The organism is Marinobacter orientalis (assembly GCF_004792665.1).
GTDB classification, from domain to species: Bacteria; Pseudomonadota; Gammaproteobacteria; order Pseudomonadales; family Oleiphilaceae; genus Marinobacter; species Marinobacter orientalis.
This window is the reverse complement of record NZ_SRZX01000011.1, coordinates 23,506-35,483: the sequence shown is the minus strand read 5'-3', so window position 1 is coordinate 35,483 and position 11,978 is coordinate 23,506. Positions and strand designations below refer to the sequence as shown.

The window sequence follows — 11,978 nt, the reverse complement described above, 5'->3', positions numbered from 1 at the left end:
GGATGATGATTATAAAAACGTTCTCCAGATGGTTTATTGCCACGGGCCTGATGTTGCTGATGGTTCCGCTGGCCGCAATGGCGGGCGTCACGATAGACAGTGCCCGGATCTGGCCGGCGCCGGACCATACCCGCCTGGTGCTGGATATTGGTGGCAAGATTGACCACAAGGTATTTGCGCTCTCGGGTCCGTCGCGACTGGTGATTGACCTGGAAAATGCCAGTCTCAAAGCTGACCTTGAAAAGCTCGACCTGTCAGGCAGTCCGGTTCGCCGGATTCGCAGTGCTCCCCGCAACGGCAATGACCTGCGGGTGGTTCTGGATCTCAAGACGGATATCAAGCCCCGAAGTTTTCAGTTGGAGCCCAACCAGAAGTACGGTCACAGGCTGGTTGTAGACCTGATCGACGAGGGCGGCCTGAAAGCCCGGAAGCCATCCGAGCCGACTGTTTCCCAGAACAGCAACGGCAAGCGCGATATTATCGTGGTCGTCGACGCCGGCCACGGCGGTGAAGATCCCGGTGCCATCGGCCCACGTGGCACTCGCGAGAAAGACGTGGTGCTGAACATGGCCAAAACCCTGGCCAACCTGATAGAGGCCAGGCCGGGATATACCGCAAAGCTCACCCGCAACGGTGACTATTACATCGACTTGCGCAGTCGCACGCTGCTTGCCCGCAAGCACAACGCTGACCTGTTTGTCTCTGTCCATGCGGATGCGTTCCGTACGCCCCAGCCCAGTGGGGCATCGGTGTTTGCGCTGTCGCAACGGGGAGCCACCAGTGAAACAGCCCGCTGGCTCGCGAAAAGCGAAAACCGGTCCGACCTGATTGGTGGCGCCGGTGGTGTTTCGCTGGATGGTCGTAACGAGATGCTGGCGGGCGTTCTCCTGGATCTGTCCATGACGGCCAGTATCAATTCCAGTCTTGGTGTCGGCAGTTCCATCCTCGGCAGGCTTGGCAGTGTTGCCAAGCTACATAAGAAGGGCGTTGAACAAGCTGCCTTTGCCGTGCTGAAATCGCCGGATATCCCGTCCATCCTTGTTGAGGCCGGATTCATTTCGAACCCCAGGGAAGAGCAGAACCTGTCCAGTTCCTGGTACCGGGAGAAGCTCTCAAGGGCGGTGTTTGAAGGTATTGACGACTATTTCCAGAAAGCGCCGCCGCCGGGCACCTTGCTGGCGTGGCAGAAACAGAACAGGCGGGGTGACGGCAGTGTCAGCCAGTATCGCATTCGCAGGGGCGATACCCTCTCGGGCCTTGCGAAGGAGAATCAGATCAGCGTCAGTGAACTGATGCAGTATAACGACCTCAATGATGACCGTGTTATGGTAGGGCAAACCATTCGTATTCCCGCATCCTGAAACGAGGTATTCCGGTAGCATGCCCTCCATCCGATTACTGACTCCTCGCCTGGCAAACCAGATTGCTGCCGGCGAGGTTGTTGAGCGTCCGGCTTCGGTCGTCAAGGAACTGGTAGAAAACGCACTCGACGCCGGCGCCGGCCGGATTGACATCGAGATCGAACAGGGCGGCGTCAAACTCATCCGGATTCGGGATGACGGCAGTGGTATCGACGAGGCAGATCTCCCGCTGGCTCTCAGCCGGCACGCGACCAGTAAAATCGAGAACCTGGATGATCTGGAAGCGGTCGCGTCACTCGGTTTTCGCGGCGAGGCCCTGGCCAGTATCAGCTCCGTCTCCCGGCTGGCGCTGACCTCGCGCACGGAGAGCCAGGAAGCCGCCTCCCGGGTAGAGGTGGAAGGCCGTGACATGGATGCCAGCATCTCGCCGGCTGCCCACCCTGTAGGAACGACCGTGGAAGTACGGGACCTGTTTTTTAATACGCCGGCCCGGCGGAAGTTTCTCCGCACCGAGAAAACAGAATTCAATCACGTGGACGAATGCGTCCGGCGTCAGGCGCTGAGCCGTTTTGACACCGGCTTCACGCTCCGTCACAACCAGCGGGTGGTTCAGAGCCTGCGGCCGGCGGAAAACCCCCTGGACCGTGAGCGTCGGGTTGGCTCCCTGTGTGGCCAGCAGTTCATCGACAATGCGGTGGTGATCGATGCCGAGGCAACGGGGCTGAAGCTCTGGGGCTGGGTGGCGCTGCCAACCTTCTCCCGCAGTCAGGCAGACCTGCAGTATTTTTTCGTTAACGGAAGGGTTATCCGCGATCGACTGGTGGCCCATGCGGTGCGCCAGGCATACCGTGATGTGCTCTATAACAACCGTCATCCTGCCTTCGTCCTCTATCTGGAGGTGGATCCCGCCAATGTGGATGTGAACGTTCACCCCACCAAACACGAAGTGCGCTTCCGCGACGGTCGCCTCGTGCACGACTTCATTTTTCGCACCCTGCACAAGGCGCTGGCAGATGTGCGCCCCGAGGATCATTTGCGGGGTGCGGTGGCACAGTCCCAGGGTCGCGAAACCACCGGGATGTCTGACGGCTATGGCGCCCAGGTTGCCCTGTCCGACGTAAACCGTCAGCCGTCTCCTGAGCCATTTACCGCGTCACCCGGCCAGCAGCCCGCCGGGTTTTCCGGCAGTCAGCGGCCGCCGCAGCATGAATGGCAGGCTCGTGACCAGATGGCGTTCTACCAGTCCCTGAGCCAGGGTGGTGGCGTCGATGGCCAGTCAGCTGTGGCCGAAGCCGGTGAGATGGCAGTGGCATCTCCCACGCCGCCACAGGGCAGCGGCGACGAGCCGCCCCTGGGATATGCCATTGCACAGCTACACGGGATCTATATCCTTGCCCAGGGCCGCCAGGGCATGATTGTGGTTGATATGCACGCGGCGCACGAACGCATAACCTATGAGCGTATGAAGCGGGCGCTGGAAGCGCAGGATCTCAAGAGCCAGCCGCTTCTGGTGCCGGTATCCCTCGCGGTCAGCCAGAAAGAGGCGGCGTTGGCGGAAACCCATGGAGAGGAGCTTCTGCAGCTGGGATTGAGGGTCGACCGCATAGGTCCCGAAACCCTGGCGGTCAGACAGATGCCCGCCCTGCTGCGGGGAGCGGATACTGAGCAACTGGTAAGGGATGTGCTGTCAGACCTTATTGAAAATGGTGAAAGCGACCGTTTAGAGGCGGTAACCCATGAACTGCTCGGCACCATGGCCTGCCATGGCTCTGTCCGTGCAAACCGGCAGTTGACCATTCCCGAGATGAACACCCTGTTGCGTGACATGGAAGCGACAGAGCGAAGCGGCCAATGCAACCACGGCCGTCCGACCTGGACCGTGGTCACTTTATCGGAACTTGATAAATTGTTCCTGCGGGGGCGTTGACGCCGATATGTCGACAACCTCCGTTGATGGCGCCCGGCCTCCTGCCATATGTCTGATGGGGCCCACTGCCTCCGGCAAGACCGATCTGGCCATTGAGCTCTGTCGCAGGCTGCCCTGCGAGATCATCAGTGTTGATTCGGCGATGATCTACCGGGGTATGGATATTGGCACCGCGAAACCCTCACCCGCAGAGCTTGCCCAGGCCCCCCACCGGTTAATTGATATCTGTGATCCCGCAGAAACCTACTCGGCCGCAGACTTTCGCCGGGATGCCCGGCATCACATGGCCGAGATTACCGCGGCCGGGCGGATTCCGTTGCTGGTGGGTGGCACCATGATGTACTTCAAGGCCCTGCTCCAGGGGATGTCGGATCTGCCTCCGGCTGACCCTGTCATTCGGCAGGCCCTGGAACAGCAGGCCGAAGAGCACGGGTGGGGCGCCCTTCATCGTGAGCTGGAACGGCAGGACCCGGTGGCGGCGCAGCTGATTCACCGCAACAACCGGCAGCGACTGGTCCGGGCGCTTGAGGTAATTCGCCTGACCGGGCGCCCGATTTCGTCGATCTGGGAGGGTAATCCGCAGAGCGAGAACGCTGGCGGCGACAGGCTCAGGGCAGGCATTGAGGATTACACCTATTTGACACAATGGCAGGCAGACGAAACGCCGTCTCTTCCGTATACTGTAGTGCAGCTTGCAATGGCGCCCGCCGACAGGCAGGTGCTCCATGAAAGAATCAACCGGCGATTCCGGGCAATGCTGGCTGCCGGTTTTCTCGATGAGGTCAGGGCGCTGATGGCCAGAGGCGATCTGCATCCCGGGCTACCCTCCATGCGTTGTGTCGGGTATCGACAGGTCTGGGCCCATCTGGCAGGTGAGTATGATTACAACACCATGGTGGATAAGGGGACCGCGGCTACCCGGCAGCTTGCCAAGCGACAGCTCACCTGGTTGCGGAAATGGTCCGGCCTGCATTGGCTGGACAGTGAAGACAAACTTATGTCCGACACCGCCTTGAAAATTATTGAATGTCGCACCACATTTAAATCTTGAAAATGACGATCTGCCTTTACTTATAAACAGGAGAATACACATGTCAAAAGGGCACTCCCTACAAGACCCTTACCTCAATGCTTTACGCAAGGAACGCATTCCGGTTTCCATCTTTCTGGTCAATGGTATCAAGCTTCAGGGCCAGATTGAGTCTTTCGACCAGTTCGTGATTTTGCTGAAAAACACTGTCAGCCAGATGGTCTACAAGCACGCCATTTCCACTGTGGTGCCTGCGAGGAATGTTCGCATCCCGCCACAGGCGCCCGGCGGAGAAGAGTCTGAAGACTGATTTATCCGGTACTGCCGGCGTTTTTACCCGCGCTCCCGAAGAACCCGTCAGGGTTCCCAGGGCCGCGGGTATCTGTTTTGATGACAGGTACGACCTGACTGATTTGGAGCTATTACTACTTGTTTGAGCGTCCCGACGTTGGTGAACGGGCAATTCTCGTTCATATCGAGTTTTCCTCGCAAGAAGAATCCGAAGATCTGGATGAGTTCCGTGAACTCGTCTGGTCTGCCGGTGTCGAGCCGGTCGGTGTGATTGCCGGTTCCCGCAAGCAACCCAGCCCGAGACTGTTTGTCGGCGAGGGAAAGCTGGAAGAAATCCGTGATGCCGTGACCGCCAACGAAGCCGATGTGGTGCTTTTCAACCACGCGCTCAGTCCGAGTCAGGAGCGCAATATCGAGCGTGAGCTCAGTTGCCGGGTGCTTGATCGCACCGGCGTTATCCTCGATATTTTTGCCCAGCGGGCCCGTACTCACGAGGGCAAGCTTCAGGTAGAGCTGGCCCAGCTCGAGCATATGTCGACCCGCCTTGTTCGTGGCTGGACGCACCTCGAGCGTCAAAAGGGTGGTATCGGACTGCGCGGCCCGGGTGAAACCCAGCTGGAAACCGACCGCCGGTTGCTCAGGGAGCGAATCAAGTCCATCCACCGTCGGCTTGACAAGGTTCGCAAACAGCGTAACCAGGGGCGCCGGGCCCGTATGCGGGCGGATATTCCAACGGTCTCACTGGTGGGCTACACCAACGCGGGCAAGTCCACGCTGTTCAATCGAATTACGGCCTCCACCGTTTACGCAGCGGATCAATTGTTCGCAACGCTGGATCCAACGCTGAGAAGGCTGGAACTTCCGGATATCGGTCCGGTCGTAATGGCCGATACTGTCGGATTTATCCGTCACCTTCCCCATAAGCTGGTTGAAGCATTCCGGGCCACGCTGGAAGAAACCACGGAAGCCTCCCTTCTCCTTCACATCATCGATTGTCATGACAGTCGGCGGGAAGAGAACATGGAGCAGGTGGAAGAAGTACTGGCGGAGATCGGGGCAGACGAGATTCCCGTATTGCAGGTTTTCAACAAGATTGATCTGCTGGATAATTTCGAGCCGCGGATCGAGCGCAACGAAGATGGCGTGCCGGTCCGGGTGTGGCTCTCCGCAGTCACCGGTGAAGGCCTCCAGGGCCTGTTTGACGCCATTGTCGAACGGTTGGCGGAAGATGTTATCCATCAGTTCGTACTGTTGGGACCGGCAGATGGAAAATTGCGGGCGCTTCTGCATGAAACCGGAGCCGTGGTGTCCGAAAACCACCGCGACAGTGGCGATTCGGTGCTGGAGGTTCGCCTGCAGCATCGGGACTGGTTACAGCTTCTGAGTCGTGCTGGTGTGCAGGAAAGAGACGTAAGACTCGACGATCAACGTATATAGACAGGCTGTGCTATTGCCGGGGCGCTTATAAATCCCTAGTATTTGCAGCCATTCGACTCGTTTGGAACGGAGAAAATTATGGCCTGGAATGAACCGGGTGGAAACCGAAACGACAATGACCCCTGGGGAACCGGCGGCGGTCGTGGCGGCAAGGATCAGGGCCCACCAGATCTGGACGAGGCACTGAAAAAGGGCCTCGACAAGCTTAACAAGCTGCTTGGAGGCAAGGGCAAAAAGTCTGGTGGTGATGGTGGATCTTCCTCGGGTGGAGGACCCAGTGCCGGTAATATTGGAGCGATTCTTGCTCTGGCAGGGATCATTTTCGCCGGATACGTTATTTTTCAATCGTTCTATACGGTGAACGAACAGGAGCGGGCGGTGGTTCTTCGCTTTGGTGAGTACAGTCGTACCGAGCCCCCCGGTCTGCGTTTCAAGGTTCCGTTGATCGATAGTGTGAATCTGGTACGGGTGACCAGTGTGCGGAATACGGAATCCACCGGGCAGATGCTGACACAGGATGAGAATCTGGTGTCGGTGGACCTGCAGGTTCAGTATCGCGTTGGTGATGCCAGGGCCTACGTACTGAATGTCCGCGACTCGAACCAGGCACTGGCGTTCGCCACTGACAGTGCACTGCGCCACGAAGTTGGCAGTTCGACTCTGGACGATGTTCTGACTGAAGGGCGTGCCGAGCTGGCCGTTCGCGTCGAGCAGCGCCTTCAGACCTTCCTTGAGGAATATGGTACCGGGTTGTCGATCGTTCGGGTAAACGTCGAGAGCACCCAGCCGCCTGACGCGGTGCAGGATGCGTTCCGCGAAGTTCAGCGTGCCCGTGAAGACGAGCAGCAGCTCAAGGAAGAAGCAGAGACCTACCGCAATAAAGTGGTTCCTGAGGCCCGTGGCCGCGCCCAGCGCCTGACCGAGGAGGCTTCAGCGTACAAGCAGCAAGTGATTGATCGCGCCCGCGGTCAAACCTCGCGCTTCCTCGCGGTACTGGGTGTTTACGAGACAGCGCCTGAAGTGACCCGTGAGCGCATGTACATTCAGGCACTTGAGGGTGTGTTTTCGAGAACCAGCAAGGTGCTGGTGGATACGGAAAGCAGCGACAACATGATGTTTCTGCCCCTGGACAGGCTGACCAACCGAGCGGGCACAACGTCTGATAGCCAGAACAACTCCGGCTCCGGCAGCAGCAATGTCGATATCCAGACCCTGTCGGACCAGGTTGCGCAGGAGCTGCGTGGCAGGCAGGACAGTGGCGTTCGGAGGAGTAGATAATTATGGGAACCAAAAGCATTGCGGGCCTTGCAGGCGCCCTGATTGTCGTGCTGGTTGCGCTCTCAAGCGTATACATCATTCCGGAAACCCACCGGGGCGTCTTGCTTCGGTTCGGGGAACTGATCCAGACGGACATTGAGGCGGGCCTCCACTTCAAGGTGCCGGTGATTGACCAGGTGCGGGAATTCGATGTTCGATTGCTGACGACTGACTTACCGTCGCGTCAGTACCTGACCATTGAGAAGAAGCCACTGGACGTGGACTCGTACATCGCCTGGAAAATCCAGGATGTGGATCAGTTCTATCGTGCCACCGGTGGCGACGAATTCCGTGCGTCCGAGCTACTGCTGTCCCGGGTGGACAATGGCCTCCGTGATGAGTTCGGTGTGCGCACCATGGTTGAGGTGGTTTCCGGTCAGCGTGACCAGTTGATGACCACGCTGACGGAGCGGGTGAACGAAACGGCGCAGAAGGAGTTCGGCATCAGTGTGGTGGATATCCGCGTCAAGGCCATTGAGTTTCCGGGGCAGGTGAGCCAGAACGTCTACCGTCGCATGGCCACTGAGCGTGAAAAGCTGGCACAGGAGTTCCGCTCCCGAGGTCAGGAGCTCGCTGAGGGGATCCGCGCCGATGCGGATCGCCAGCGCACTGTCATCCTGTCGGAAGCTTTCGCCAGTGCCGAAGAGATGCGTGGTGAGGGGGATGCCGAAGCAGCAGAGATCTACGCTGATGCCTACGGCTCGAACAGCGAGTTCTACAGCTTCTATCGCAGTCTCGAAGCCTACGAGAAGACGTTCGCAAACGAAGACGATATCATGGTGATCGATACCGACAGTGACTTCCTCAGGTTCCTCAAGGACCCTCAGGGCGCTCGCTAATTATCGTCGCCAGACCTGCAAAACCGGAATACCGAGGTATTCCGGTTTTTTTGTGTCTGCCAACAGTGTAAAATTCTGCCGGTTTTGGTCCGGGTTTATATCTTTTTCCGGACATCGCCCTAAATCCTGTGCACTCCCGGGGCCTCAGTCTTTATCCCGGGGCAGAACGGACAACCGAATCTCATGACAGTATCTGATCGCTGGCTTCTGCCGGATGGCGTGGAAGATATCCTCCCACCACTGGCTGGACAGATTGAATCCCTGCGCCGGGATGTAATGGATACCTGCCAGCACTGGGGTTACCAGCTGGTTATCCCGCCGTTGATTGAATACCTGGAGTCGCTGTTTACCGGCACCGGGCATGATCTGGAACTCCAGACCTTCAAACTGACCGACCAGCTGACTGGCCGGATGATGGGGCTGCGGGCAGACATGACGCCCCAGGCCGCACGCATTGACGCCCATACCCTCCGCCAGGAGGGTATCACCCGGCTGTGTTATGCCGGCCACGTCCTGCATACGCGGCCGCGGCATATGCTGACAGGGCGCACGCCTATCCAGGCCGGTTGCGAGTTGTTTGGCAGTGCGTCCGAGTCGGCTGATATGGAAGTGATCAGCCTGATGCTGGAAACTCTGAGGGTGTCCGGTCTGCCGAAGATCCACCTGGATCTCGCCCATGTGGCTATTTATGAGAGCCTGGTGGGCGAAGCCGGCTTTGACCGGGATACCGGGGCGGCCATTTTCGATGCCATGGGCCGCAAATCGGTGCCGGAGCTGGATCAGTTGTTAGCTGATTGCCCGCCGGGGTCTGCCGGAGGCATGCTCAGGGAGCTGGCCAGGGTCAGTGGCGGAAAGGCGGCCCTGATGCAGGCGAAACGGATTCTTGAAGGCGCACCGGAACCGCTTCGCCAGGCGCTGGACCAGCTGGAACGGGTTGCAGAGATGCTGTCTGCCAGCTACCCGGAAGTCAGTTTCGGTTTCGACTTTTGCGAGCTTCGCGGCTACAACTACCACACCGGGCTGGTGTTCGCGGCCTATGTGCCGGGACACGGCGACGCGGTTGCCAAGGGTGGCCGGTATGACGCCATCGGTAGTGATTTTGGCCGTGCACGACCCGCGACAGGATTCAGTCTGGATATCCGCTCACTGGTTTCCCTTGGTCGGCGTCCCGGCCGGGCAGGGAAGTCAATCTGGGCGCCCGGGGCCAAAGACCCCGCGCTGGAGAGTGTTATTTCGGGCTTGCGAATGACTGAAACCGTTGTTCGGGCCCTGCCGGAAGACGAAGGCGTTGATCCGCGGTCACGCAATTGCGACCGGGTTCTGGTACTGCGTGACGGCCAGTGGGCCGTGGAGCAACTGGGCTGACAACCCCCCGGGACCGGGCCACTCATTTACAGGTAAATCTGCGCGGATTCCGTCGACTGGCGAAGCCGCATTGAGAGAGAGATATGGGTAAAAACGTTGTAGTGCTGGGCACCCAGTGGGGTGACGAAGGAAAAGGCAAGATTGTTGATCTGCTGACCGACAAGGTGTCTGCGGTAGTACGTTTCCAGGGTGGTCATAATGCCGGGCATACCCTGGTTATTGAAGGCAAGAAAACCGCCCTTCACCTGATTCCCTCTGGCATTCTGCGCAAGGATGTCCTGTGCCTGATAGGCAACGGTGTGGTGCTGTCCCCGGAAGCCCTGCTGAAGGAAGTCCGCGAGCTGGAAGCCAATGGTGTTGCCGTGCGCGACCGGCTCAAAGTGAGCCTGGCATGTCCTATCATTCTCAAGACCCATGTGCGCATCGACCAGGCCCGGGAGCGCGCCAAGGGTGTTGACAAGATTGGCACCACCGGCCGCGGTATCGGCCCGGCCTACGAAGACAAGGTTTCCCGCCGCGGGGTGCGCGTGGGCGATCTGTGCGATCCGGAGAGCTTTAAGGAAAAGCTCCGGGAAATCATGTCGTACCATAATTTCGTCCTGACCGAGTATTTCCGCGAAGAGCCTGAAGATATAGACCAGGCGTTTGCTGAACTGATGACCATGGGCGAAGAAATTCTGCCGATGTCGGCTGATGTCACGGATATCCTCCATGACCTGCGCAAGCGTGGCGAGCACATCCTGTTCGAGGGCGCTCAGGGATCGCTGCTGGATATTGACCTCGGTACCTATCCCTACGTTACCTCATCCAACACGACGGCAGGTGGCACCGCCACCGGTTCCGGCTTCGGCCCACTGTTCCTGGACTACGTGCTGGGTATCACCAAAGCCTATACCACCCGCGTTGGCTCCGGCCCGTTCCCGACCGAGCTGTTTGATGACATGGGCCAGCACCTGGCAGTGAAGGGCAACGAGATTGGCACCACAACCGGGCGTTCCCGCCGCTGTGGCTGGTTTGATGCCGTCGCACTGCGCCATGCCATCCAGATCAACAGCGTCTCCGGCATCTGTCTGACCAAGCTGGATGTGCTGGACGGCATGGACACAGTGAAGGTATGCATCGGGTATAAAACTCCCCGTGGTGAAATCACCCGCCCCCCCATTGGCTGTGATACCTACAAGGATATCGAGCCGGTTTATGCGGAATTGCCGGGTTGGCAGGACAGCACCGTCGGGCTGACCGGTCTGGATCAGTTGCCGGAGAATGCCAAGGCCTATATCCGCTTCCTGGAAGAGCAGATCGAAGCGCCTATCGACATCATTTCCACCGGCCCGGACCGGGTGGAAACTGTTGTCCTGCGCCACCCTTTCGGCGAATAGCTGGTTGATTCTGTCGCGGCAGGCCTCAGGGCTTGTCGGCGATAACGGTCGCCCTCTTCGGGCCCGGATAGCCTTCGACGGTTCTGGTTGGGTCGTTCTGATCCAGAAAGTCCTCTAGCGACTGGAACCGCATCCAGTCCGTGCGTCGCTGTTCTTCGGTTGTGGTTTCGGTTACGTCAACCACCCGGGCATTGCGGAAACCGGTGCGATCGAGCCAGCGTAGCAGGGTGTCGCAGCTGGGCAGGAACCATACATTCCGCATCTGGCCGTAACGATCCTCCGGCATCAGGCTGTAGCCTTCCGGCCCATCCGCAATCAGCGTTTCCAGTACCAGTTCACCGCCCGGGCGGAGTGTATCCTTGAGCTCGAGCAGGTGGTCCAGTGGCGAGCGGCGGTGGTACAGCACGCCCATTGAGAAAGTGGTGTCGAACGCCTCCAGTTTCGCGGGCAGATCCTCCACGCGCACGGGCAGCAGGTCAATGCGCTGCTCCGGGCCCGCGTAGCGTTTGACGCTCAGGAACTGGAACAGGAACAACAGCCCCGGATCGATGCCAATGATCCGCCCGGCACCTTCCCCCAGCATGCGCCAGCAGTGATAGCCGGAACCGCAACCCACATCCAGTATCTGCCGGCCTGCCAGATCTGACAGGTAGGGCGACACCCGGTCCCATTTCCAGTCGGAACGCCACTCGGTATCAATATAGGTGCCAAAGAAATCGAACGGACCCTTGCGCCATGGCATCAGGCCGCGAAGGCCCTGCTCGAGCCGTGCAGCGTCGTCTGTTGTCAGCGGCTGCCGGGTGCTCAGGGTAATCGCCGAACGGTTCAGGTCGGCGTTCACCTCGCTGATGGCAGGCAGGGTATTCAGGGCCCGCATCCAGCGGGCGATGTCGCCGTGGGGATTTTCTTCGAAACGCTTGTGAAGCTGTTGCTGTAGCAGGGATCGCCAGTGCTCCAGACCACGGCTGTCCAGCTCGTCGAGCAAGGGGGCGAAGCAGCGCTGCCAGTCGAAAGTCGTCATGAAGGCTCCGG

Annotated in this window: 10 protein-coding genes; 9 read left to right on the top strand and 1 reads right to left on the bottom strand. The window is 59.1% G+C overall.

Going from position 1 to position 11,978, the window contains the following annotated elements; translation table 11 throughout:
* Positions 1-2: 2 nt before the first annotated feature.
* The 9 genes from DIT72_RS17870 to DIT72_RS17830 all read left to right on the top strand — a co-directional run bounded on the left by DIT72_RS17870 (position 3) and on the right by DIT72_RS17830 (position 10,946).
* Positions 3-1,361: an N-acetylmuramoyl-L-alanine amidase gene (locus DIT72_RS17870; protein WP_135956597.1), complete on the top strand. Its 1,359-nt coding sequence runs from the start codon at positions 3-5 to the stop codon at positions 1,359-1,361.
* A 19-nt stretch (positions 1,362-1,380) separates the two neighbouring features.
* Positions 1,381-3,288, top strand: coding sequence for a DNA mismatch repair endonuclease MutL (gene mutL, locus DIT72_RS17865; RefSeq protein ID WP_135956596.1), 1,908 nt, complete (start codon positions 1,381-1,383; stop codon positions 3,286-3,288).
* Positions 3,289-3,295: 7 nt separating this feature from the next.
* A complete protein-coding gene (gene miaA / locus DIT72_RS17860; protein WP_135956595.1) occupies positions 3,296-4,339 on the top strand; it encodes a tRNA (adenosine(37)-N6)-dimethylallyltransferase MiaA in 1,044 nt (347 codons plus the stop codon).
* 40 nt (positions 4,340-4,379) lie between these two features.
* Entirely contained in the window at positions 4,380-4,628 is a 249-nt protein-coding gene (hfq, locus tag DIT72_RS17855) for an RNA chaperone Hfq (RefSeq protein ID WP_007154829.1), read from the top strand.
* Between the two features lie 119 nt (positions 4,629-4,747).
* Positions 4,748-6,046: a ribosome rescue GTPase HflX gene (gene hflX, locus DIT72_RS17850; RefSeq protein WP_135956594.1), complete on the top strand. Its 1,299-nt coding sequence runs from the start codon at positions 4,748-4,750 to the stop codon at positions 6,044-6,046.
* A 78-nt stretch (positions 6,047-6,124) separates the two neighbouring features.
* Positions 6,125-7,324, top strand: a complete 1,200-nt coding sequence (gene hflK, locus DIT72_RS17845) for an FtsH protease activity modulator HflK (protein WP_135956593.1) — start codon at positions 6,125-6,127, stop codon at positions 7,322-7,324.
* 2 nt (positions 7,325-7,326) lie between these two features.
* Entirely contained in the window at positions 7,327-8,202 is an 876-nt protein-coding gene (gene hflC, locus DIT72_RS17840; protein ID WP_135956592.1) for a protease modulator HflC, read from the top strand.
* Between the two features lie 183 nt (positions 8,203-8,385).
* Positions 8,386-9,567 carry an ATP phosphoribosyltransferase regulatory subunit gene (locus DIT72_RS17835; protein ID WP_135956591.1) on the top strand — a complete coding sequence of 394 codons (1,182 nt, stop codon included), beginning with the start codon at positions 8,386-8,388 and terminating at the stop codon, positions 9,565-9,567.
* 83 nt (positions 9,568-9,650) lie between these two features.
* Positions 9,651-10,946, top strand: a complete 1,296-nt coding sequence (locus DIT72_RS17830; protein WP_135956590.1) for an adenylosuccinate synthase — start codon at positions 9,651-9,653, stop codon at positions 10,944-10,946.
* 25 nt (positions 10,947-10,971) lie between these two features.
* Here DIT72_RS17830 and cmoB read toward each other — a convergent pair whose 3' ends face one another.
* Complete coding sequence (gene cmoB / locus DIT72_RS17825) at positions 10,972-11,967, bottom strand: tRNA 5-methoxyuridine(34)/uridine 5-oxyacetic acid(34) synthase CmoB (protein ID WP_135956589.1); 996 nt, start codon at positions 11,965-11,967, stop codon at positions 10,972-10,974.
* Positions 11,968-11,978: the final 11 nt, after the last annotated feature.

Excerpts from the sequence above, each read along its gene's own strand:
- cmoB (WP_135956589.1), bottom strand. The coding sequence starts at position 11,967 with ATGACGACTTTCGACTGGCAGCGCTGCTTCGCCCCCTTGCTCGACGAG.
- hflC (WP_135956592.1), top strand. The coding sequence starts at position 7,327 with ATGGGAACCAAAAGCATTGCGGGCCTTGCAGGCGCCCTGATTGTCGTG.
- hfq (WP_007154829.1), top strand. The coding sequence starts at position 4,380 with ATGTCAAAAGGGCACTCCCTACAAGACCCTTACCTCAATGCTTTACGC.
- DIT72_RS17835 (WP_135956591.1), top strand. The coding sequence starts at position 8,386 with ATGACAGTATCTGATCGCTGGCTTCTGCCGGATGGCGTGGAAGATATC.
- DIT72_RS17870 (WP_135956597.1), top strand. The coding sequence starts at position 3 with ATGATGATTATAAAAACGTTCTCCAGATGGTTTATTGCCACGGGCCTG.
- miaA (WP_135956595.1), top strand. The coding sequence starts at position 3,296 with ATGTCGACAACCTCCGTTGATGGCGCCCGGCCTCCTGCCATATGTCTG.
- hflK (WP_135956593.1), top strand. The coding sequence starts at position 6,125 with ATGGCCTGGAATGAACCGGGTGGAAACCGAAACGACAATGACCCCTGG.
- DIT72_RS17830 (WP_135956590.1), top strand. The coding sequence starts at position 9,651 with ATGGGTAAAAACGTTGTAGTGCTGGGCACCCAGTGGGGTGACGAAGGA.
- mutL (WP_135956596.1), top strand. The coding sequence starts at position 1,381 with ATGCCCTCCATCCGATTACTGACTCCTCGCCTGGCAAACCAGATTGCT.